Source organism: Enterococcus sp. 3G1_DIV0629, assembly GCF_002141285.1.
GTDB classification, from domain to species: Bacteria; Bacillota; Bacilli; order Lactobacillales; family Enterococcaceae; genus Enterococcus_B; species Enterococcus_B lactis.
The window spans coordinates 454390-479239 of record NZ_NGLI01000001.1; the positions used below are offsets into that span (position 1 = coordinate 454390).

The following is a 24850-nucleotide window of genomic DNA, read 5'->3' on the forward strand; positions in this document are numbered from 1 at the left end:
CTTGTTTTTTTTTAGAAAAGTAAAGTGATCAGTGATAAGAATGCGGAACCTGCGAAAAGCAATCCGCAAATGATCATATGTCTTTTTTTGTTCATCATCAAGATGGCGATGTATTCTCTTAAGAACGCGTTAGGCAAGTAATAGAAAGCTGTTTTTGCCCCAATACCATTTGCCTTCAGTTTCGCTTGTCGTGCATAGAGACCAGCTCTGAAAATGTGGTAATTGTTGGAACTGAAGATTGCGCGATAGGGACCTTTCATTTGCTGATCCATGATTTCCTTTGAATAGCGCATATTCTCCAAAGTGGTTGTCGAATTGGTTTCGACAAGAATATCTCTTTCAGGAATTCCTTGTTCCATGGCATATTGTTTCATCGCAATTGCTTCTGGTACTTTTTCGTCTGCTCCCTGTCCACCCGACATTAATAAGATAGGCGGATTTAATGTCGCACGGCTTTGTGCCCAATAAAAAGCAATTGCCTTATTAATTCGCTTGGCAAGAAGAGGAGAAACTGTTTCTCCATTGATCAACCCGGCGCCTAACACAACGATGAAGTCTTGGTTGTATCGAGGGCGGTTGAACTGATACAAGAATGAGACAGTCAAAAAGTTGTAGAATACGATAAATAGATAGATCAAGATCAATGGAATACATAAAAACAAAGCATTTATCCATTGCGGCAAATATTTTAACAAGAAAAAGTCAAAAACAAGAAACAATGTAAGAAAAATGGCTAGTATCAACGTTAAAAGATTAGCTAATGAATGCGATTCTCTACGTAAAACTGTGACACCGTTCCAAAAAAGAAAAACGATCAATCCATAAATCCCGAATAGAAGGACAAGCAGTAACGGGATCGTGATCAAGGCAATCAGTCCGCCAAGAAAAATATTTTGTGTTTCGTATAGCAAGACAAATAAGTAGATGCCAAAACTAATGAGGAAAACATTGAATAAAAGACCATTCAGCAGCCTTCGCTTTTCTGAAAAATAGGAAAAGGCAAAGATACTGAAAAAACCTAAGGGAATCAAAAAATAAAAGGTCGAATAAAAAATTTCCAACACGACAAAATAAGTCAAGATTACCGCAAATGTCCACGTACTGCTGTAAAAGAACAAGGAAGGATCCTTTTTCTGTTTTCGCCAATAAACGATGGAGAATACCCCAATAAGATAGAGAACCAAAAAAATCAGATCTCTGGTTAGATTCATAAATTCAACTCCTTTTTCTTATACAGTATAACGAAAATAGATGAAAAAAGCTGTTATTTAAACTAGAAAAAGCAAAAAAACATCTTTCTCACGGAAAGATGCTTTTTTCTTTTTGTTCAATTAAAAGAAGTTGCCGAAAAATTCTGCGACACGTCGCCAGCCAATAACGAAAATATTTGCTTTTTCTACGGTTTTATCCGTGATGATTTCTGTGGATGGCGCGTTGTTGTCTTCTAAATAACCTAATTTATCCTCTGCCAAGGTGATCGTTGCGGTACCGATTTTTGTCCCTTTATCCATAGGTGCTTGGATCTCATTGTCAGTGACTTGCTTTTTGTCAAGAGTTGGTGTGATTGTTAATTTTCCAGTATCCATGTCGTTCCGTACCCATACTTTTACAGGACTTTTAAGCACAACGGGCACTGTTGATTCTTTTCCATCTTTTACATCAATGGTTTTTAGACTAGGAATACTTGCATTGGCTTTTCCAAGCTCTTTTTCTGACCAATTGTCGTAGCAATAATCCATTAAGCGGGCTGTTTCATTGAAACGGGCACTTGGGTTTTCCGCATGGCCGTCTGCATTTAATACGACAGTGATGATTCGTTGATCGTTTTTAGTGATCGTACCGACGAAACAGGCACCTGCAAGCTCAGTCGTACCAGTTTTTAATCCGTCCACGCCTTCTTTATAATTCACGAATCCTGGGAGCATCCAGTTCCAGTTGACCATTTCCACGGGTGATTGCGTGTTTTCGCCAAACATTTGTGTCGTAGTGCTAGATACGTCCAGTATTTCTGGAAAATCCAAGATCAAATGACGGGCCACGATGGCCACATCTTGAGCAGACATTTGATTTTCGTCGTTTTCTCCAGTACCTTCTGGTCGGTTTTCGCCAAGATAAGAGTTATTCAGTCCTGATGCATTAACGATCGTTGCATCTTTGATTCCCCAATCTTTCAATTGTTCTTTCATTCGTTCAGTGAATTTTGCTTCGCTGCCAGAGATTTTTTCTGCCAAGGCAACCATTGAAGCGTTGGCTGACTGGATGATTGCAGAGTCGAATAATTCTTTAACGGTGTAGGTATTTTCTTTATGCAAAGGAACATTTGATAAATCTGGGGTGACACTCAAATTTTCTGCATAATCTGAAATTGAAACTTTATCATCCCATGATAGTTTCCCTTCTTTTACTTGATCAAGGACGATGTAAAGACCGATGATTTTTGTGATTGAAGCGATCCCCATGGTTTTTTCTCCATCTTGATCATAAAGAATCTTACCGCTTTGCGCATCTACAGCAAAGGCTGCTTTTGCATTTACTTTGAAAGTATCTTCAGCTTGCACAGCAACAGCTGGTAGAAAAGAAGCAAGGCAAAGAATGAGACTAGCCAATAATAGGACTAGACGTGTTTTTTTTATGGACATATCCGATCTCCTTGTATTTAATTTGTTTCGCTACAAATTAAAATTTTATCAGAGAGGGAAGAGAGTTTCAATGTTTCTGAAAAAAACTTTAGGATAAGAACGCGCGTTATGAAAAGGTTAGCGGTCATTTTTTCGTACTTTTACAGGGACAGGCTGTGTTTCCGCCTCTAATAAGCGGGAAGCGCTGAAAGCAAATAAGCTGATGATACTTAATAAACTAAAAATCATAATCAAATGCATAAGGTCCACCTCTTTTATTCTTTTTCTTAGTCTAACAGCCTTTCATGAAGAATAGTTGAAGACTGTGCCCAAATAATTGAGGAAATTATGAAGATAACTTAAAAAAATTGCAAAATATCCAACTGTAGAAACCGTTTTATTTTTTTAGATACGTTTTATTGTATGGAAAAATAGTGTTGTGGTAGACTTTAGATAGACACAAAGGAATGATTTTTTTAGGAGGGGTACGTTTATGGCAAAAAAGGATAAAGAACTATTGTCACAATTGACTTCAGAAGGCGCTAAAGGACCGTTCGTCACGATCATGCTGAATACGCATGTCGCACATCAAGATGTGGAAAAAGATCAAATCAAATTCAAAAATTTTGCAAAAGAAGCAAAGAAACGGTTTGAAAAAAAATATTCCGAGCATGACTGGTCCCCGTTCCAAGAAAAAATTGAAAATTTGTTAGGAGATCCTTCGTTTTGGCGTAGTGCAACTACGAGTGTAGCGGTCATTATAACTGCTGATCAAACCTATATCCATCGTTTGAGTATCCCGGTAGACGATCAATATTATGTAAGTGATCTTCCTTATTTACTGGCCATTATCAAAAATGGACAGTTCAACTATTCCTATTATCTGTTGGGATTGAACCGCGACTCCATGAAATTGTATGAAGTCAGCAACAAACAAGTAAAAGAAGTGTCTCTACCAGAAGGGGCACCGGTCGATGTCGTTACTGCATTGGGATCTGAACTGACAGGTGGCGGTTTGAACTTCTCTTCTAATGGAGGGGGCGGTGCCCGAGATGGCGTGACTTTCCATGGTGTGAATCCAAAAGATGAAGAAGTAGAGATCGATTGGGTCAACTATTACCAAGCAGTTGATACGTACTTGAAGGATTCTTTCGAAAATCCTGAACAATGGCCGATTTATTTATTCGCTCTACCAGAAAATCAGACGATGTTCAAAAAAATCGCCAAAAATCCTTACTATTGTGCAGACGTTGCGATTTCTGCTTCTCCAGCACAACTATCCTTTAGAGATATCGAAGAAGGAGCGAAGAAGCTGTCAAGTGAATTAGCAGCCCAAGAATCAAAAGAGTACAATAAACTTTTAGATAAGAAATTCATCGATCAGTTAGTTGATATCGTTCCAGCTGCGAAAGAAGGAAAAGTATCCCATTTGTTTATCGCTACGTCAAACTTAGCTGATGGTTTCGGAGAAGATCCTGAAACAGAATATGATCGGCGTCAAGTGCTGAATGCTTTGGCAGACGATGTGATTATTAATGGTGGGAAAGTGTTTATTTTGGATCAAAAAGATGCGCCAGATGAAAAGAGTCTGACAGCGATTCTTCGTTATTAAAAGAGGTTGTGAAATCAGTGTTTTGATCTGAGTATTAGAGAGGAAAAGCTGTTCTGCATCAAGAAATAAGAAGAGATTTACGAAAATTATTTCTCAAATTTTTGTGAAATTTCGGCTTATTTCCGAAGAAGCTACTTCTGGAACACCGTTTAAAGGAGAGGTCGTGACATCGTCACGACCTCTTTTTTGACGATTATGATACAAAAAACACCATTTATGAATGAAATGCAAATAACGGTCGTTCTTGAGATATGATTTTAATTGGGAAAAACTTATCGATAAGGAGGTCTTTATGAAAAAAAGACTGTTATGGTGTTTGCTGTCTCTATCCCTAAGTTTAACAAGTCAACCAGTTTTTGCAGAAGAAACACAGCGTTCTCTAAGCACAGGCGCACGTATGTACAAAAATATTTATGCGCAGACATCAGCGTTTGATTCTGCGTTCCCTGAAACAGAAGAACGGGCTTTGCAGCCAAGGTTTGGCTATTTTTGGTATTGTCCGTCATGTGATTACGAAAGTTGCTGGCATTTCTTCCATTCAACAGCTGCAGCTTTTGCTGTTACCCATGCTCAGAAATATGATGGGCATCATCCTGTCATTTATGAGGTATAGGTATGAACAAAAAAGAAAAATTAATCTCGTTGATCGTATTGGTCTGCCTTGTTCTTCTGGTCACTGTCATAGGCTATCAGAAATACCATGAGAACATCAGACCTACTAAAGAGTCTTCCCCATCCTCAACCGGTGAAACAGAAACAATAAATAGTCAGACAGAATAATTTTTTAGTTTAAAGAGGTGCAATGGGTCGAAAGAGGGGTATCTGAACAATAGAACGTTTGTCATTAAGAAAGTTCGGTTTTTCACTTGATGTAATCGCTGAGAAAACATTTTTTTATAAAAAAATATCGAAAAACTCTAGCGTTTTTGTAAACGGTATGATATACTATAGGAGTAGTTTTTGTTCGGTAATCTGTGGTAGCTTGTTTCAAATAAACATCTTCCAGATATACACCATTCAAGTAATTGCAAAATATGTGTTGAAACACAAGGAGGATTTTTATTATGGAAACAGGTACAGTAAAATGGTTTAACTCAGAAAAAGGATTTGGATTCATCACTGCAGAAAACGGAAACGATGTATTCGTTCATTTCTCAGCTATCCAAGGCGACGGATTCAAAACTTTAGAAGAAGGCCAAGCAGTAACTTTCGACGTTGAAGAAGGTCAACGCGGACCTCAAGCAACAAACGTTACTAAAGCTTAATTCACCCATACTAAAAATAAAAGTCCAGACATTTACGTGTCTGGGCTTTTTTGTCTTTTTTTCCTTAAAAAGCGATGAGAGTATTTTTCTGCACTTTGTAGTATAATTTCAAAAGAACATTAGAGGCAGGAGAAGAGGAAGATATTTTGAAACCAAGAACTTATGCAGTCGTTGATATCGAGACGACTGGGACGAATCCAAAAGAAGATCGGATCATCCAATTTGGCTGCGTCATGATTGAAGCTGGTCGGATTACTTCACGTTTTTCGATCGATATTCATCCAGGGCGGAAGATTTCAAAACAAATCCAGCATTTAACAGGGATCACGAATCAACGCGTCCAAAAAGCGCCTTATTTTGAAGATGTCGCCCAAACGATTTACAATCTTTTGGCAGACACCATATTTGTCGCGCATAATATTTATTTTGATTATAATTTTTTGAACCATGAACTCATGCGATGCGGACTTCCTAGTTTGAAGATACCGGGCATCGATACCGTAGAACTTGCACAAATTTTCTTGCCGACGGAACCAAGTTTTCGCTTAGCTGATTTGTCAGAAAGCCTTGGCTTTATTCATGAGAATCCTCATCAGGCGGATAGTGATGCCGAAGTGACAGGTCAGCTTCTTTTACTGATCGAAGAACGAATGAGGAAATTGCCGATCATCACATTAGAGCAGATTGCACGATTGAGTAGCCATACAGGAATGGATACGAGTCGTTTCATTTACCACGTGCTTGAAGAAATGAAAGAAAACCCGGAGCCCCTTGATCTCTCATTAGAAATTGTCGATGGGCTAGCTTTGCAGAAAAAAGAAGTGGAATTATTCACATCCGTCCATTATGGCGAGCGGACATATCCAAGAAAAAAACAAGCAAAAGAAAAAATGTTTGGTAAAACACTGATGTATCGAAAAGAACAGAACAGGCTGATGAATGCTGTCTACGACCATTTCACAAAGGATGAATCAAAAGATTTGATGATCGAAGCAGCTACAGGAATGGGCAAAACGATTGGTTATCTGTTGCCTTTGAGTTATTTGGCTACACCTGAAAAACCAGCTGTCATCAGCACCGTTTCGCTTGTTTTGCAGCAGCAGATCATGGAAAAAGACATTCCATTACTGAATCAATTGCTACAGCAGCCGATACAACCTGTGATTATCAAAAGCTATCGCCACTATATTGATTTACAGCGTTTTAAAGGTACACTTGTGGAACCGCCGGGACAAAAACAATATGCTTTGTACCAAATGGCTGTCTTAGTTTGGCTAACACAAACGAAGACCGGTGATTTGGATGAATTACATTTAACTAATCTGAACCATGCATTCTTTGCAGATGTCGCGCACAGAGGAACCGGGTTTTTAGCAAGGAATCAGTCGTTTTACAAACAAGATTTTGTGCGTTTCTTGCAAAAGAAAATCAAACAAAGCAATTTTTTGATTGTCAACCATGCATTTTTAGTACAAGAAACACAGCGAAAAGAACCATTGCTTCCAGCTAGTCCTTATTTGTTGATTGATGAAGTGCATCATTTGCCGGAAATTGCTGAAAAAGTAAATGATAAACGACTAAGTATTAACTACTTCCATAAACAAATCCAGCAGCTGGAAGAGCCGAATCAGTTATTTGACCGCATACAAAGTTATTTGCCGAAGGAACATGAAGCCTTACGCTGGTTGTCGATTTATCGAGAAGAACTCTCTGCGCTATGCGAAGCGCAGATTTGCGTGGCAGAGGGATTAATGAACTTAGTAAGCAGCAAACAACCTAACGGACAATATCCAGAAGAAGTCATGATGACAAAAGAAATGTTGGATCAGCTGCCACTGGAATCTGGGACAGCAATGGATCATCTGCAACTTTTCTATCAAGAAATCCAACAACTACAATCACAAATGCGCTTGACTTTTGAGATTATCCAAGAAAGTTGGACCAACCAGATGCGGATCGATTTAGCAAGTTTATATAGCTTATTTGATCAATTAGACAAGCAATACTTGCTGATGGACCAATGGATAGAAGACTGGCGAGATCATTTGATCCATTGGTTCGTTCCCGGGAATACAGCACAGCAGATGATTTTTCATCTCCATGATTTTCAAGCGGCGATGTTGCCGTCAACTGTGTGGTATCCTCGATATGACCATATTCTTTATATTGGAGGAACGCTGAAGATCGGACCTAATCGACAGTATCTCTCTAAACGACTTGGCATTGAAGCAGCACCTCTTAAAGTGATTGCTTCTCCTTATGATTACGAGAAACAGGCAAGAATCTATGTGCCGAAAGAAGCACCTGCAGTCCATCAAGTCAGCAATCAAGCATATATCGATTATTTAGAAGCAGCACTCACAGGATTGATTGAACAAGAAGATCGGCCGATCCTTGTTTTATTCACTTCTCATGATGTTTTGCAAAAGGTATATCAGAAAATGCATTTGTCTATGCTAGAAAAAGGACGTGAAATTCTTGCTCAAGGATTTGGAGGAAGTCGGGAAAAACTTTTGAAACGCTTCATTTTGTCAGAAAAAAGCGTATTATTTGGTGCTGACAGCTTTTGGGAAGGCGTAGATTTACCTGGAGATGCTTTGCAGATCGTTGTAGTCACACGTTTACCCTTCGACAACCCGTTACGTCCGATGGTCAAAGCTAGGAATGCTTATCTGGAATCAGAGGGAATCAATCCTTTTTATCAGGAATCCGTGCCTAAAGCAGCTTTGAAGTTACGCCAAGCATTAGGTCGTTTGATAAGGACGGAGACAGATCGTGGCGTATTACTTATTTTGGATCGGAGATTAGTCACTGCAAAATATGGTGCACGAATCATCCATGCATTACCGAAAAAAGTACCGATAAAAGAGCTAGCTATGGATGAAATCTATCAGGATATCCATGAATTCTTAAAGAAAAATGAAGAAGGAAGTTAAAGGTGCCGTCTTTTTTCATCATTAAAATCTGCTATAATGAAAAGGAATGAAGATAAAGGAGCGACGACCCTTGAAGAAAAAACAGACAAAGGAAAAAACGGTTAATCGCGTGTTGCTTGGCTTGATCGTATTTTTATTAGCGGTCATCGTGATCAGCTCGATTTTTTACTTGCGTTCCAGTCGTCCGGCGGTCCAGGCGAAAAAAGAAGCAGTAGAAATCGCAAAGAAATATGCAAATCTCGAGGAAGCCGATCATTTTTACTGGTTTACTCGAAAGAAAACGTACTTTTCATTGACGGGTACGAATGATAAAGGAAAAGAAATCGCCGTTATCATTCCTAAATCTGGTGAAAAAGTAAAAGTATTGGATCAAACGAAGGGATTGACTGAAAACGAAGCGAAACAAACAATTGCTGCAGCTCATCCTGAAATCCAAATCGAAAAAGCAGCTTTAGGAATGTACGATGATCAGCCTGTATGGGAAGTAGTAGGAAAAGAAACAAATGGAAAATTGAATTATTACCTGATTGGTTTTGAATCAGGAGATGAAGTCAAGACAATCAAGGGAATTTAATAGGTAAAGGAATGAATGGGATGGAGTTATCAAAAAGAACGAAACGATTAGAACCATCTGTTACTTTGGCAGCTGCGGCAAAAGCCAAGGCGTTAAAAGCAAAAGGAAGAGATGTGCTGAGTTTGACTGTGGGAGAACCGGATTTTGCGACACCAGAAAACATCCAAGAAGCAGCAATCGAAGCAATCCGCAACGGAAAAGCTAGCTATTATACACCAACAGCAGGAATCCCAGAACTTCGGCAGGCGATCGTTGATTATCTGAAGAAAAACGATGGACTTGTCTATGAATCTTCACAAACGGTCGTAACAGATGGCGCGAAATTTGCTTTGTATACACTTTTTCAAACAATCCTGGACCCGCAAGATGAAGTCATCATTCCTGTGCCTTATTGGGTCAGTTACGGCGAGCAAGTGAAACTGGCAGAAGGTCTTCCTGTCTTTGTGAAAGGGAAAGAATCTAATAACTGGAAAGTTACTGTTGAACAGTTAGAACAAGCTCGTTCAGGAAAAACAAAAGCCGTGATCATCAATTCGCCATCGAATCCGACTGGAATGATTTATAGCAAGAATGAACTGCAGGCAATTGGTGAATGGGCAGTAAAAAATGATATTTTGATAGTTGCTGATGATATTTATGGTCGTTTAGTTTATAATGGCAATGAGTTTACTCCAATTGCAACGATTTCAGAAGCAATCAAAAATCAGACCATCATCATCAATGGCGTGTCTAAGACATATGCGATGACAGGCTGGCGCATCGGTTATGCGGTTGGGAATCCTGAAATTATCAATGGAATGATCGCTATTGCTTCCCAGTCAACTAGCAATCCGACAGCAGTCAGTCAATATGCAGCTGTTGAAGCATTGAAAGGTGAGCAAGATACAGTGGAAGAAATGCGGAACGCCTTTGAAGAACGCCTGAATACGTTATATCCGCTTGTGGCAGAACTGCCAGGTGTTTCTCTTGAAAAGCCGCAAGGAGCTTTCTATCTTTTTCCTAATGTAAAAGAAACGCTACGCATGTGTAAGTATGAAAATGTCACACAATGGGTAGAAGATCTTTTAGAAGAAACAGGGGTAGCACTTGTGACTGGCGAAGGCTTTGGGGCACCAGAAAATGTCCGCATGAGTTATGCGACTGATCGTGCTACGTTAGAAGAAGCGGTACGCAGAATCAAGCAATTTATTGAGAGTAAAAGTCAAAATTAATCCTGAAGAAATTCAAGGAATATAAAAGGAGAGTCATACGTGGAACAAATTCAAATCATCGATTCGAAAAACCATGTGGGAGAAACAGTAACAATCGGCGCTTGGGTCGCAAATAAACGATCAAGCGGAAAAATCGCATTTTTACAATTAAGAGATGGAACAGCCTTTTTCCAAGGGGTGGTTGTAAAAAGCGAAGTGCCAGAAGAAGTTTTCCAAACAGCTAAAAATCTGCACCAAGAAACATCCGTGCTAGTAACTGGAGAAATCCGTGAAGACAGCCGTTCAAAATTCGGTTATGAAATCGGGATTACAAATGTGGAAGTAGTAAGCGAGAGCCACGATTATCCAATCACACCAAAAGAACACGGAACAGATTTCTTGATGGATCATCGTCATTTATGGCTACGTTCTTCAAGACAACATGCGATCATGCAAATCAGAAATGAAATCATTCGTGCAACGTATGAATTCTTTAATCAACATCATTTTGTCAAAATCGATCCGCCAATCTTGACTGGTTCAGCACCAGAAGGCACAACAGATCTATTCGAAACAAACTACTTTGATCAAAAAGCCTATTTATCTCAAAGTGGTCAATTATATATGGAAGCTGCTGCTATGGCTTTCGGAAAAGTCTTTTCATTCGGTCCGACTTTCCGTGCTGAAAAATCAAAGACACGCCGTCACTTGATTGAATTCTGGATGATCGAACCAGAAATGGCCTTCACTCACCAAGAAGAAAGTTTAGAAGTACAGGAGCAATATGTAGCCTTCTTAGTACAAAATGTTTTAGATCATTGCGAATACGCATTGGATGTACTAGGACGAGACAAAGAAGTCTTAAAAACTTATACAAAATTGCCATTCCCTCGTATTACTTACGATGATGCAATCGAATTACTGAAGAAAAATGGATTTGATGACATCGAATGGGGCGAAGATTTTGGTTCACCTCATGAAACGTTCATTGCGAATTCATTCGAACAACCTGTCTTTATCCTAAACTATCCAAAAGCCATCAAGCCATTCTACATGAAACCACATCCAACAAGAGAAGACGTGGTGATCTGTGCAGATATGATCGCACCAGAAGGCTACGGTGAAATCATTGGCGGAAGCGAACGGGCAACGGACTATGATTTCTTGTTAGAACAAATCCGTGATCACGGTTTGGATGAAAAAGAATATTCATGGTACCTTGATTTACGTAAATACGGTTCTGTTCCGCACTCTGGTTTTGGTCTAGGTCTTGAACGAACAGTCACTTGGATTGCTGGTATCGACCATGTGCGTGAAGCTATTCCATTCCCACGTTTGTTGAACCGAATTTATCCATAAGAAGTGATGAAAAAGCTGTTTAGTTTCGAGTATTAAGAAAAATTTTGTGAAAATGGCTTTCCACATTTTTGCATAAATTTGACTTAATACCGAGAAACTGGCTTTTGAACACCGTTTAAGGAAGAGGTTGTGAAATCAGTGCCTTGACCTGAGTATTAGAGAAACAAAACGGAAAAATAGCTTCTCATATTTTACCGTTTTTTGAGCTAATATCGAGGGTCAGCTGATTGAACACCGTTTATTCTAAAAAAGAACTGCGAACTCTCGCAGTTCTTTTTTTTAATACGGGATAAAGGAAGTTTCCAGCAGACAAGAGAAGAAAGCAAAAGAAATTGCTATTTGATTCACAAGGTTCTATAATGAAATCGCAATCAATCAAACATATACAAAGAAGGCGATTCAAATGGAGATCCGATTTGATAATGCTTCTGCTGCTGAAATAAAGCAGCATCTAGCACCTGGAAACAAACTAATATTAACATTCGAAGATGGAGTAGGTCCGTATTCTCAGCATGCAATGATCCACATGCAAGTTCAATTCACCCTTGGAATCATCGGATCAGATATGTCGACAGAAAGTTATGACCAATCTATCCCAAGCAATCTAGGAGAGATATTAGTAAAGGGATATTCGTTGGCAGACTTAGATGAGCATATGAATATACGTTTTGATGCTTCTCGTCATATTTTGAGTTTGACGGGCGACAGTGGGCTGATTGACGGAAACTTAGGTCTGATCGATTTCACTGAATCAAACAACGAAGGAATCAAGAAAAATCCGGCACGTTAAGAAAAAAGCATAAAAAAGTAGGCACTTGCTGAGTATTCATCCAATCGTTTGAGGAAACTAGGCGGGTGTCTTTTTTTATACATCTATTTTCTCTTTCGTCTTGGTAGAGCTTATGGGATAATATAAGGAAGGAAATCGTCGTTTTATTCAAAAAGGAGTTTTTGACAAATGAAAACACGTGTGTTATTTATTGGTGACAGCATTACAGACGCAGGAAGAGACCGTTCAGAAGCAACGGATCTAGGTAAAGGGTATCCGCTTTTGATTGCCGGGAAACTAATCTCTCAATATCCAACGATGAAATTTGAATGTATAAACCGTGGGATAGGAGGAGACAAAATCGCAGATCTGCAAGCACGCTGGCAAGAAGATTGTTTAGCTCTGCAACCTGATTATGTATCGATTTTGATTGGAATCAATGATACGTGGCATAATACTGGAGATCAAGCTATATTCGGCACTGAGAAATCTGTGCAGCAATTTGAATCCGTTTATCGAGAGTTACTAAATAAGCTTCAAGCAGCTGGAATCTGCAATATCGTCTTAATGGAACCTTTTGTACTTCCTGTGACAAATGATCGTTATGGGTGGCGCAAAGACTTAGACCCTAAGATTCAAATCGTTCGTAAACTCGCAAAAGAATATGGCACATTGCTGATTCCTTTAGATGGAATATTCAATGCTTTAGGAATCGCTTATGGTTTTTCGAAATATACAAAAGAAGATGGCGTGCATCCAACGATTGGCGGACATGAGATTATTGCACAAAGTTGGATAGATGCGATTTCCGCAGTTGATTTTTTTAGTGGAAATAAAAATGAACGAAAGAAAAAGGAGAAATGATGGAAATACGAAGGGCTGTAAAAGAAGATCTCCCTCAAATCAATCAGCTGATTACTGATCATCCAGAGTCATTCGTAAAAGTAAAAACGGCAGCTGAACTACATGATAGGAATAAACTATTGATCGTTGCTGTAACAAAAGAAAACCGGATTATCGGTTTTGCGCAAGCAGATGAACAGCAATCAGAAGAACGGGTGGATCATCGACCAGCAGGAAAACTAATCCAACACACATTAGTAACAAAAGAAAAAACAGAAGAAATCCAAAAAAAATTTGCGGAATACTTGATGCTGGAAGCTAAAAAACGAAAAATCAAGTCGTTTTTTGTCCAGTTCTAATTAAAAACAGTAATAAAAGGAGAAATACAATGAGTTGTTTAGGAAATGTCATCTGGTTTATATTTGGCGGACTAATTGGTGGTCTTAGCTGGTTAGTAGCAGGGGTACTTTGGTGTATCACGATCATTGGTATCCCCATCGGTATGCAGTGTTTTAAAATCGCCTCCCTTTCTTTTGCGCCGTTTGGCAAAGAAGTAATTTATCACCAGTCCGGCATGTCATTGATTGTCAACATCATCTGGCTGATCGTTTCAGGCCTCCCAATTGCTCTCGGACATGTCGTCAGCGGCATCCTTCTATGTATCACGATTATAGGGATACCATTTGCAAAGCAATCTTTCAAGCTTGCTCGATTGGCGTTGATGCCATTTGGCGCAGAGATTATATAAGTCGGGATATTCTAAAAGAGTATCCTAAACATGTTTTATGAACGAGAAGACTGGATGAAACACAACTATCACGTGTTTTATCTGGTTCTTTTTATATTTTGAAAACTCATTTTTTCTATTCGGTTTTAAAGAACTTCATTTTTTTATTATTGAAAAAATAGTTCTAAAAGACTTCTTTAAATCAGTCATAATGAATGATAGAGCATCAATCAGCGATACGGCTTTTATATTTTTTTTATTTAGTATTCAAAAAAAGAAAAAATAAGCAGTGGCTGGTCAGTTATTATCGTGTCATAAGTTTCATAACAATAGAGATAAAAAAGCATGAGGAGAGGTTGAATTTTGAGATTTATTGATTTAAGCATAACAATTGAAAACGATTTGGCAAGTGATCCAAAGGAAATGATCCCACAGATTATGTATATGGACCATGAACAAAGCGTGCCAGATATGCTTCGCTTTTTTGGAACGGCTCAATCAAAAGATCTTCCAGATGGATTAGCTTGGGCAATCGAAAAAATCGAACTGACAACACATACGGGGACACATTTAGATGCACCTTATCACTACCATCCAACGATGGACAAGGGCAAACCTGCTTGGACAATTGATGAGATTCCTTTAGATTGGTGTTATGGAGATGGAGTAGTATTAGATTTTTCAGATAAGCCAGATGGAACTAAACTGACTGTGAAAGATTTTGAAGAAGCTTTGTCTCGAATCGACTATGAATTGAAAGAAAAAGATATCGTATTGATTCGAACTGGAGCAGATCAATACTGGGGAACACCGAAATACCTCATCAGCGGATGCGGTGTCGGCAGAGAAGCTACATTATGGCTGCTGGAACAAGGAATACGTGTTGTTGGTACAGATGCTTGGTCTTGGGACAGACCATTACCTTATATCGCAAAAGAATTTGATGAAACTGGAGATCCTTCGATCATCTGGGAAGGACATTTTGCAGGGATCGAAAAAAAATATTGTCATATCGAAAAATTAACGAATTTAGACAAATTGCCAGCAACAGGATTCAAACTGAGTTGCTATCCTGTCAAAATCAAGAAGGCAAGTGCGGGTTGGATAAGAGCGGTGGCAATGATCGAAGAGGAAAAGAAAGAATAAGCAAAAACATCTGTATTGGAAGAAATTTTCCGATACAGATGTTTTTCATTTTTTCTTTCGGATACCTTGACACATGAATAACCATTCATTTATAATTAGTTATGAAGAGATATTCATATGTTAAAGCGAGGAGGTCATTAAAATGAAAAGTTACAGATTAGAAGGTTTAGACTGTGCGAACTGTGCGATGAAAATCGAAAAAGGAGTCCAACAAATCGATGGAGTTAAGGAAGCAACGGTAAATTTCACTTCTGGAAAACTAACGATTGACGTAGAGGAAGATCAATTAGCTGCGGTTGAACAGGAAACAAAAAAAGTAGTGAAAAAATTAGAACCAGATGTCAAGGTAACAGAAATAGACAAGGAAAAAGTATCTGAACATGGAAATGAAAAAGAGAGAAACACGCTGATCCGGATTTTATTTTCACTTGCAGGTATCGCTGTCTTGCTATTATTTGATTTTAATGAACCAATTCGTTTGATAGGGTATTTATTGATTTATCTACTGATAGGATATGATGTAGTGAAAAAAGCGGTGATGAATATCGTCAAAGGACAGATCTTTGATGAAAATTTCCTCATGTCTGTTGCTACGATTGGTGCTATGTTGATCGGTGAATATCCAGAAGCCGTAGCGGTTATGCTATTTTATCAAATCGGCGAATATTTCCAAGGATTGGCAGTCAATCATTCAAGAAAATCGATTCGTGAATTGATGGCTATCCGTCCAGAAACAGCGCACATACAGACAGCAGAAGGACTGATGACCGTGAATCCTGAAGACGTGCGGATTGGTCAGTATGTACTTGTTAAGCCTGGTGAACGTGTACCGTTAGATGGAACGATCATCGAAGGAGACTCATTAGTCGATACATCAGCACTTACAGGTGAATCCGTTCCTAAATCTGTATATGTTGGTGAAACAGTATTAAGTGGATTTATCAATAAAAATAAACCATTTTTAGTTCAAGTAGAAAAATCCTATGAAAATTCTACCATCAGTAAATTATTAGAATTAGTAGAAAATGCCAGCAGCAAAAAAGCACCAGCTGAAAATTTCATTACCAAATTCGCGCGATATTATACACCAGTCGTTGTAGGGCTGGCCGTCTTATTGGCTGTTTTACCTCCAATAGTTTCTGGAGCGGCGTTTTCTGAATGGATCTACCGTGCGTTGACGTTTTTAGTGATCTCATGTCCATGTGCATTAGTGATTTCCGTACCCCTTAGTTTCTTTGGTGGGATCGGAGGAGCAAGTAAAATTGGTGTATTAATAAAAGGTTCAAATTATTTGGAATTGCTTGCACAAACTGAGACAGTGGTATTCGATAAAACTGGCACATTAACGAAAGGCGACTTTTCGATCCAGACGATCGATCCAACAGGAATTGATTCAAAGAAATTTATGCAATATGTTGCAAGTGCAGAACAGTTTTCTACACATCCGATTGCTCAATCCGTTTTAGAAGGCTACGAAGGTCCGCTTTTACCGGCAACAAATATCCAAGAATTTGCAGGTGAAGGGATCTTAGCTGAAGTTGACAGCAAACAAATATTAGTAGGTAATCACAAATTGATGGAAAGGTTTGAGATCTCTTTTCCTTCAAGTCAAGAAATCGGTACATTGCTTTATATAGCAATCAACCAAAGTTATAGTGGTTATCTTGTCATTGCGGATACCTTGAAAGAAGATGCCGTAGACGCATTGGTTCAACTAAAACAGGCTGGTGTCAAGCACACAGTCATGTTGACAGGTGACTCGAAAAAAATCGCTGATCATATCGGGAAGCAAGTTGGTGTGGACAAGATATACAGTGAACTACTCCCAGAAGATAAAGTACAGCGGTTAGAGGAAATCTTACAAAGAAGCAATAAAAAGACCGCTTTTGTCGGAGATGGGATCAACGATGCACCGGTGCTAGCAAGAGCAGATGTAGGGATCGCAATGGGTGGATTAGGAAGCGATGCTGCAATTGAAGCAGCAGATGTAGTCATCATGAACGATCAACCATCGAAGATTGCAGATGCGATCCGGTTAGCAAAGAAAACATTGAAGATCGTCAAGCAGAACATTGTTTTTGCTATTGGGATAAAAATGCTGGTACTTGCCTTAGGTGCTTTTGGTTTTGCAACAATGGGAGATGCAGTATTTGCAGATGTCGGGGTAACTGTCCTAGCTGTTTTGAATGCCATGCGAAGCTTACATGTAAAAAATAAATATTGACCAGTAGAGAGGACGAATGAACGTCCTCTTTTTTTATTCCTTTTTCTTAATAAAAGAATACAAAGAAAATAGCTAAGATTATAAAATAACCGGTGTTTTTAATTTTACAGAAAATTCAAAATTGCTTTAAACACAATAAAATCAATGAAATGAAAGAAAACAACTCCTTTTTTTGATGGAAAAAATATGAAAAAATGATGTGTATTAAATAAAAGAATACACACATAAAATAACGCTGTCTTGTAAGTTTGTTAAAAATTGAATATGATTACATTTGGTTAACAAATTTTTATTATAAAGGAGAGAACGAATGAACAATAAACAATTACGCTGGTTCACTGTTGCGTTAATTGCATTCAACATGGTTTGGGGCATGGGGAATGTAGTTAATAACTATGCCCAGCAAGGAGTATCAGTTGTCACCTCTTGGCTATTGATTCTAGCCATTTATTTCATTCCATACGCATTGATCGTTGGACAATTAGGATCAGCCTTCAAGGATAGTAAAGGAGGCGTCAGTTCATGGGTCGAAAATACGACATCCAATAAACGGCTGGCATATTATGCTGCTTGGACTTACTGGGTCGTGCATATTCCTTATTTGGCACAAAAACCTCAAGCCATCCTGATTGCAGGGGGTTGGGCGGTCCAAGGAAATGGAAATATCGTAAATACGATGTCAGTCCAAATGGTAGCAGTTATTTCACTTATTATATTTCTTGCCTTTTTATATTTATCAACAAAAGGACTTTCTACGTTGAAAGTAATCGGCGGATTAGCCGGAACAGCGATGTTCGTTATGTCGATCTTATTTATTCTTTTAGCAGTAACGGCACCGTTCATCAACCCAACGATGGAATTTGCCACACCGCATATGAATCAAGTGAAAACTTATATTCCAACCTTTGACTTCAGTTATTTCACAACCGTCTCTATGTTAGTATTTGCAGTTGGAGGAGCGGAAAAAATATCCCCTTATGTCAACTCTACAAGAAACCCTGCAAAAGAATTTCCTAAAGGGATGATTTTCTTAGCAGCAATGGTAGGGATTTGTGCTGTATTAGGTTCAGTCGCAATGGGCATGCTGTTTGCTAGCGATAATATTCCTAAAGACTTGATGGCAAATGGGGCATACAGTGCTTTTCAAATTTTAGGTAATTACTATGGTATCGGTAACTCATTGATGATTATTTACGCATTGACAAATATGATCGGACAAATCTCCGCATTAGCCTTTTCAATCGATGCACCGTTAAAAATCTTGTTAGCAGATGCAGATCCAGAATTCGTACCAAACTGGCTACGTAAACGTAGTCATAAAGGTACATTAGTAAACGGCTATCTTTTGACAGGTATACTAGTAGGAATCATTATTTTGCTGCCAATCTTCGGTATCAAAGATATGAATGAATTAGTTAAATGGTTGACGAACTTGAACTCAGTTGTTATGCCAATGCGTTACCTATGGGTATTCTTGGCGTATATGATGTTGAATAAAGCTTATAAGAAATTCAATTCTGAATATAAATTTGTCAAAAATCCAAAAATCGGGTTTATCTTCGGTGCTTGGTGCTTTGCCTTCACTGCGTTCGCCTGTATCTTAGGAATGGTGCCAAAAGTAGATTATACTGCGGATCCTAAAGCATGGTGGTTCCAGCTATTCACGAATATCATCACGCCAATCGTTTTGATCTTATTAGGCATGATCTTGCCGGCCATCGCTCGTCGAGACAAAAATAAAGAAATCACTGAGCCAGAAACTGTGGTTCAGCCTTAAAATAAAATTACTTCTTGCAAGAGTTGGCGTGTAGAGCCAACTCTTGTTTTTTTGTGTCGTTATAAGTGGTATGATCGAACCAAATTCCAAAGAGAAGTGAGGGAGGAAAATGAAGATCATCGTGATTGGACAAAGTGGGTCGGGTAAATCGACCCTCGCAAGGAAGATCAAAGAAATCACGGGCTTTCCGCTACTGCCGCTAGACCTTTTATGGCATACAACAGATTACAGTATTCAGGCAAAAAAGTGGTTTTTGCAAGAACAGCAATCGTTTATGGTATCTAATCCGTCATGGATCGTTGAGGGAAATTATACTTCTACGTTAGAAGAGAGAATCAAAGAAGCAGATAAAATCATTTGGCTTAAAGTGCCGCGTTATGTCGCCATCTACCGAGTAGTTTGGCGTTCTCTAAAAAGAAAGATAAACAAAAAATCACGGCCAGATATACCTGAAGCATTTACAGAGAAACTAAATAAGGAATACGTAGAATTTTTATCTTTTATCTGGCATTTTGAAGAAAACAATGAGCCGAAAATACAACAGCTGATCCAAGAAAACCATGCACGAAACAAACTGATCATCCTTAAAACAAGAGGGGGAAAACAAGAATTTTTAACTAAATTGAAAATAGAGAGCAAAAATAATTGACAGTTTTTGTTTACAAGTGTAATCTGTATTCATAAGTTATTGATTACATTTGTAAACGAAAGGTGTGAAATAAATGGAGAAAGTCAAAACGCCGGTAAAAATCAGCGATTCAGAATGGGAGATCATGCGGGTTATTTGGACACTTGGACAGACGACTGCCCAAGAAATCACGCAGATCTTAGCTGATTCGATGGATTGGAAACCAGCAACGATCAAAACTTTGCTGGGACGTTTGGTAAAAAAAGAAGTGATCTGGACAGAACAAGAAGGAAAAAAATTCATTTATCATCCAGCTGTCTCAGAGATGGAAACAGTTCGTAGTGCGACGGAAAATCTTTTTTCCCATATCTGTGCAAAAAGGATTGGAGAGACGATTGCAGATCTAGTAGAAGAAGCTACTTTGACTCAAGAAGATATCAATGAAATCTTGAAACAATTAGAACAAAAGCAACCAGTCGAAACAATCGAATGCAACTGTATCCCAGGCCAATGTGAATGTAAACAACATCAATAGGAGGAAGAAAAAATGAAACAACAATTTTCAATCGAAGGTATGAGCTGCAATCATTGTGTTGCAAGAGTCGAAGAAGCGGTAAGCTCACTTGACGGCGTACAGAAAGTAAAAGTGAACTTGAAAAAAGCAAACGGTACGGTCAAGTTTGATGAAACAAAAGTCCAATCCGAAAAGATTTGTCAAGCAATCAATGGATTGGGATATAAAGCAGAGGTGATTTGATGGCAGCAGCAGAAACCAAAATGGACACATTCGTCATTACAGGTATGACTTGTGCAAATTGTTCTGCTAGGATCGAAAAAGAGCTGAACGGACAACCTGGTGTTGTCAATGCCACAGTCAACTTGGCCACTGAAAAAGCAAGTGTCAAATATGAAGGGACGACCACTGAAAAATTAATCCAAAGCGTAGAGAATATCGGCTATGGTGCGATTTTGTACGATGAAGCCCATAAACAAAAAATTGCGGAAGAAAAGCAAGCATATTTGAAAAAAATGCTATTCGATCTTGTATTGAGTACGATTTTGACTTTGCCATTGATGCTATCAATGATTGCCATGATGTTGGGGAGCCATGCGGGAATTGTTCACTTTTTTCATTTGCCAATCGTTCAGTTAGTCCTATCTACCCCTGTTCAATTTTATGTTGGTGCACGTTTTTATAAAGGGGCGTATCATGCAATCAAGACGAAAGCACCAAATATGGATGTACTGGTAGCAATTGGAACATCAGCTGCTTTTGCATTGAGCATTTACAACGGATTTTTCCGTGGACATCCCCAAGATCTTTATTTTGAAAGCAGCAGTATGATCATCACGCTGATTTTGCTCGGCAAATATTTGGAACATACAGCAAAAACGAAAACAGGTAATGCAATCAAACAATTGATGTCTCTTCAAACAAAAACAGCTCAAGTGATAAGAAACGGTAAAGAAGAAACGTTAGCGATTGAAGAAGTTGTCGTTGGCGATCAGCTAGTCATCCGTCCTGGTGAGCAGATCCCAGCAGATGGTCGAATCATTTCAGGAAGTAGTGCGATCGATGAAAGTATGCTTACTGGCGAAAGTCTTCCTGTAGAAAAGAATCCAGATGACACACTCTTTGGCGGAACAATCAATACGAATGGTCTGCTTCACATGGCAGTCACACAAGTTGGTAAGCAGACAGTTTTAGCTCAAATCATCCAAATGGTGGAAGACGCTCAGGGAAGCAAAGCACCAATTCAAAAAATCGCAGATCGAATCTCAGGGATTTTTGTTCCGATCGTTTTAGTCATTGCATTCATCACGCTAGTGGCGACAGGTTTGATCGCGGGTGATTGGCAACTTGCATTGATCCATAGCGTCTCTGTATTAGTCATTGCGTGTCCATGTGCATTAGGTTTAGCGACTCCAACAGCTATCATGGTAGGAACGGGTGTTGGCGCACGAAACGGAATCTTAATTAAAGGCGGAGAAGCATTAGAAGCAGCTGCTCACTTAGACAGCATTGTTTTGGATAAAACTGGAACGATTACAGAAGGAAAGCCCAAAGTTACAGATCTAGTCGGTTCTAAAGAAGTCCTATCTATTTTTTATACTTTAGAACAAGCTTCTGAACATCCACTAGGTAAATCAATCGTGGAATACGGAAAACTGCAAGAAGTAGCAACATACGATATGATTGATTTTACAGCTCACCCAGGTGCTGGAATCAGCGGTACGATTAACGGAGTACGCTATTTTGCGGGTACACGTAAACGATTAATTGAATTGAACCTATCATTTGATGAATACCAAGATCACGCGTTAGAATTAGAACAGCAGGGAAAAACAGTCATGTTTTTAGCTGATGAAAAGCAAGTAATCGGGCTGATTGCCGTGGCAGATCAAATCAAACAAGAAGCCAAACAAGCAATCAAGCAGTTACAGGATAAAGGATTAGATGTCTTTATGTTGACAGGAGACAACAAACTGGCAGCCGAAACGATCGGTAAACAAGTGGGTATTGATCCAGTGCACATCTTTGCCGAAGTACTTCCAGAGGATAAAGCAGCCTATGTGGAAAAACTGCAGAAAGATGGCAAAAAAGTCGGTATGGCAGGCGATGGAATCAATGATGCGCCAGCTCTCGCATTAGCTGATGTTGGTATGGCAATGGGAAGTGGAACGGACATCGCGATGGAAACAGCAGATGTAACGCTGATGAATAGTAGTTTGGCGTCCATTGCTCAAACAATCGAGTTGTCTAGAATGACATTGAGAAAAATCAAACAAAATCTTTTCTGGGCTTTTGTCTATAATACGATTGGCATTCCTTTTGCTGCATTAGGCTTTTTGAATCCAATCATTGCAGGAGGAGCGATGGCGTTTAGTTCCGTCAGTGTATTGTTGAACTCCCTGAGCTTAAATCAGCACATGAAAAAGTAAGAGAAGGGATGGAGTAAAAATGAATGGGAACGATATGGAGAAAAAACAGGAGCATAAAAAAGAAGCAGGAAACAAAGAAAGTGCTCATTCAAACGAAAAACAGATGGAGATGAAGCATGACCATAGCCAGATGGACCATTCAATGCATATGGAACATAACCATGGAGATATAGCGGACAGCAAACAAATGGACCATTCGATGCACATGGATCACGATCATGGCGGCATGGATCATTCCATGCACATGGGGAATTTCAAACAAAAATTTTGGCTATCGCTTATCCTAGCTATCCCAATCATTCTTTTTTCACCAATGATGGGAATGGAATTTCCCTTCCAAATAACATTTCCTGGTTCGGATTGGCTCGTACTGATCTTAGCAACTATACTGTTTATCTATGGCGGACAGCCATTTTTAAGCGGGGCAAAAATGGAATTGAAACAAAAAAGTCCTGCTATGATGACGCTGATCGCGATGGGGATTACAGTTGCATATATTTATAGTGTCTATTCGTTTATCGCGAATCTGATCAATCCTCATACGCACGTCATGGATTTCTTCTGGGAATTAGCTACATTGATCGTCATTATGTTGCTAGGTCACTGGATCGAAATGAACGCTGTTTCGAATGCCAGCAATGCTTTACAAAAACTAGCAGAATTACTGCCAGAATCAGTGAAACGCTTGACAAATGAAGGAAAAGAAGAGACAGTCTCACTAAAAGAAGTAAACGAAGGCGATCATTTGATCGTCCGTTCCGGTGACAAAATGCCAACAGATGGTGTTATCTTGAAAGGTGAAACAATCGTTGATGAATCAGCTGTGACTGGCGAATCAAAAGGAATCAAAAAACGAGCCAATGACAAAGTGATCGGCGGTTCTATCAATGGGGATGGAACGATCGAAATCGAAGTAACTGGAACTGGTGAAAATGGTTATCTAGCGAAGGTTATGGAAATGGTGCGAAAAGCACAAGGAGAAAAATCCAAGCTAGAGTCATTATCAGACAAAGTGGCAAAATGGCTGTTTTATGTTGCCTTAATTGTCGGTATCTTGGCATTTATCGCATGGTTGTTCTTGACAGATCTTCCTAATGCATTGGAACGTATGGTCACTGTCTTTATCATCGCCTGTCCCCATGCTCTAGGTTTAGCTATCCCATTAGTTGTTGCTCGTTCCACATCGATCGCCGCTAAAAACGGATTGCTTTTGAAAAACCGCAACGCACTAGAGCAAGCCAATGATCTAGATGTGATCATGCTGGACAAAACCGGGACACTGACAGAAGGAAAATTTACGGTAACGGGTGTCGAAGTTCTTGATGATGCGTTCAATAAAAATGAAATCCTTCAATATTTAGGAGCATTGGAAGCAAATGCCAATCATCCATTGGCTGTTGGCATTATGAATTATTTGAAAAAACATGCAATCAAGCCTTATCAAGCCGAAAATCTAAAAAATCTTTCAGGAGTTGGGCTAGAGGCAACAGTCAAAAACCAACAAGTGAAAATAGTTAATGAAAAAGAAGTTGAGCGTCTCGGATTAAACGTAGAACAAGCATTATTGAAACCTTACCAAGAACAAGGAAATACCATCAGCTTCCTGATTTTAGAAAATCATCTAGCTGCAATCGTTGCTTTAGGTGACGTAGTAAAAACAGAAGCAAAAGAGTTTATCCGAACATTAAAGGAAAGAAAAATCACTCCAGTCATGCTTACTGGCGACAATAAAAATGCTGCTCAAGCAGTAGCAGATTATTTAGGGATCGAAGAATATTACGGCGGTTTATTACCAGATGATAAAGAAGCTGTTGTCCAGAAATATCTTGACCAAGGGAAAAAAGTAATCATGGTGGGTGATGGGATCAATGATGCGCCAAGTTTAGCCCGTGCTTCTATTGGGATGGCAATAGGTGCAGGAACAGATATCGCAATCGATTCTGCGGATGTCGTCTTGACAAACAGCGATCCAAAAGATATTTTGCATTTCCTTGATTTAGCTAAGCAAACGCGAAAGAAAATGATCCAGAACCTCTGGTGGGGAGCAGGGTACAATATTCTCGCAATCCCACTAGCAGCCGGAATACTTGCACCAATTGGTATCCTATTAAGTCCAGCAGTTGGTGCTGTCTTGATGTCATTAAGTACGGTAGTCGTAGCGCTGAATGCTTTGACATTGAAAATCAAATAATAATGAAAAAAGGTTGTGACAAAACACGTGTCACAACCTTTTTTTACG

At 39.1% G+C, this 24850-nt stretch carries 22 protein-coding genes; 19 read left to right on the forward strand and 3 right to left on the reverse strand.

Features of this window, described 5'->3' with window-relative positions:
* Positions 1–11: 11 nt before the first annotated feature.
* From A5816_RS02270 to A5816_RS16470, 3 genes are all read right to left on the reverse strand, one after another.
* Entirely contained in the window at positions 12–1211 is a 1200-nt protein-coding gene (locus tag A5816_RS02270; protein WP_086310583.1) for a YdcF family protein, read from the reverse strand.
* 120 nt (positions 1212–1331) lie between these two features.
* Entirely contained in the window at positions 1332–2639 is a 1308-nt protein-coding gene (locus tag A5816_RS02275) for a serine hydrolase (protein WP_086310584.1), read from the reverse strand.
* A gap of 117 nt (positions 2640–2756) precedes the next feature.
* Complete coding sequence (locus tag A5816_RS16470) at positions 2757–2879, reverse strand: hypothetical protein (protein WP_002291757.1); 123 nt, start codon at positions 2877–2879, stop codon at positions 2757–2759.
* Between the two features lie 232 nt (positions 2880–3111).
* Here A5816_RS16470 and A5816_RS02280 point away from each other — a divergent pair, with 232 nt between their 5' ends.
* The 19 genes from A5816_RS02280 to copB all read left to right on the forward strand — a co-directional run bounded on the left by A5816_RS02280 (position 3112) and on the right by copB (position 24802).
* Complete coding sequence (locus A5816_RS02280) at positions 3112–4230, forward strand: hypothetical protein (protein ID WP_002294874.1); 1119 nt, start codon at positions 3112–3114, stop codon at positions 4228–4230.
* Positions 4231–4522: 292 nt separating this feature from the next.
* Complete coding sequence (locus A5816_RS02285) at positions 4523–4843, forward strand: hypothetical protein (protein ID WP_002291761.1); 321 nt, start codon at positions 4523–4525, stop codon at positions 4841–4843.
* Positions 4844–5294: 451 nt separating this feature from the next.
* Positions 5295–5495 (forward strand): cold-shock protein, encoded by a 201-nt coding sequence (locus A5816_RS02290; RefSeq protein WP_002288762.1) that lies wholly within the window; start codon positions 5295–5297, stop codon positions 5493–5495.
* Positions 5496–5641: 146 nt separating this feature from the next.
* Complete coding sequence (locus tag A5816_RS02295) at positions 5642–8431, forward strand: helicase C-terminal domain-containing protein (RefSeq protein ID WP_086310585.1); 2790 nt, start codon at positions 5642–5644, stop codon at positions 8429–8431.
* A 46-nt stretch (positions 8432–8477) separates the two neighbouring features.
* Entirely contained in the window at positions 8478–9005 is a 528-nt protein-coding gene (locus A5816_RS02300) for a DUF5590 domain-containing protein (RefSeq protein ID WP_038398574.1), read from the forward strand.
* A 20-nt stretch (positions 9006–9025) separates the two neighbouring features.
* Entirely contained in the window at positions 9026–10216 is a 1191-nt protein-coding gene (locus A5816_RS02305) for a pyridoxal phosphate-dependent aminotransferase (protein WP_086310586.1), read from the forward strand.
* 39 nt (positions 10217–10255) lie between these two features.
* Positions 10256–11554 carry an asparagine--tRNA ligase gene (gene asnS / locus A5816_RS02310; RefSeq protein WP_002308688.1) on the forward strand — a complete coding sequence of 433 codons (1299 nt, stop codon included), beginning with the start codon at positions 10256–10258 and terminating at the stop codon, positions 11552–11554.
* A 403-nt stretch (positions 11555–11957) separates the two neighbouring features.
* Positions 11958–12344: an iron-sulfur cluster biosynthesis family protein gene (locus tag A5816_RS02320; protein ID WP_038398575.1), complete on the forward strand. Its 387-nt coding sequence runs from the start codon at positions 11958–11960 to the stop codon at positions 12342–12344.
* A gap of 168 nt (positions 12345–12512) precedes the next feature.
* Positions 12513–13187 (forward strand): SGNH/GDSL hydrolase family protein, encoded by a 675-nt coding sequence (locus A5816_RS02325; RefSeq protein ID WP_086310587.1) that lies wholly within the window; start codon positions 12513–12515, stop codon positions 13185–13187.
* Positions 13184–13525: a hypothetical protein gene (locus tag A5816_RS02330; protein WP_086310588.1), complete on the forward strand. Its 342-nt coding sequence runs from the start codon at positions 13184–13186 to the stop codon at positions 13523–13525. Before A5816_RS02325 ends, A5816_RS02330 begins: the two co-directional genes overlap by 4 nt.
* A gap of 29 nt (positions 13526–13554) precedes the next feature.
* Positions 13555–13914 carry a YccF domain-containing protein gene (locus tag A5816_RS02335; RefSeq protein ID WP_010732208.1) on the forward strand — a complete coding sequence of 120 codons (360 nt, stop codon included), beginning with the start codon at positions 13555–13557 and terminating at the stop codon, positions 13912–13914.
* Between the two features lie 342 nt (positions 13915–14256).
* Entirely contained in the window at positions 14257–15039 is a 783-nt protein-coding gene (locus tag A5816_RS02340) for a cyclase family protein (protein WP_086310589.1), read from the forward strand.
* A gap of 142 nt (positions 15040–15181) precedes the next feature.
* Entirely contained in the window at positions 15182–17263 is a 2082-nt protein-coding gene (locus tag A5816_RS02345) for a heavy metal translocating P-type ATPase (protein WP_086310590.1), read from the forward strand.
* 310 nt (positions 17264–17573) lie between these two features.
* Entirely contained in the window at positions 17574–19040 is a 1467-nt protein-coding gene (locus A5816_RS02350) for an APC family permease (protein ID WP_002291780.1), read from the forward strand.
* 109 nt (positions 19041–19149) lie between these two features.
* Positions 19150–19689, forward strand: a complete 540-nt coding sequence (locus tag A5816_RS02355; RefSeq protein WP_086310591.1) for a topology modulation protein — start codon at positions 19150–19152, stop codon at positions 19687–19689.
* Positions 19690–19762: 73 nt separating this feature from the next.
* On the forward strand, positions 19763–20203 hold the full coding sequence (locus tag A5816_RS02360) for a CopY/TcrY family copper transport repressor (protein ID WP_002291784.1): 441 nt from the start codon (positions 19763–19765) through the stop codon (positions 20201–20203).
* Between the two features lie 12 nt (positions 20204–20215).
* Positions 20216–20425 carry a copper chaperone CopZ gene (copZ, locus tag A5816_RS02365; RefSeq protein WP_086310592.1) on the forward strand — a complete coding sequence of 70 codons (210 nt, stop codon included), beginning with the start codon at positions 20216–20218 and terminating at the stop codon, positions 20423–20425.
* Entirely contained in the window at positions 20425–22611 is a 2187-nt protein-coding gene (locus A5816_RS02370; protein WP_086310593.1) for a cation-translocating P-type ATPase, read from the forward strand. The genes copZ and A5816_RS02370 overlap by 1 nt, the downstream gene beginning before the upstream one ends.
* Before the next feature lie 19 nt (positions 22612–22630).
* The gene (copB, locus tag A5816_RS02375) at positions 22631–24802 is read left to right on the forward strand and encodes a copper/silver-translocating P-type ATPase CopB (RefSeq protein ID WP_086310594.1); all 2172 of its coding nucleotides are present in this window, start codon (positions 22631–22633) and stop codon (positions 24800–24802) included.
* Positions 24803–24850 lie beyond the last annotated feature (48 nt).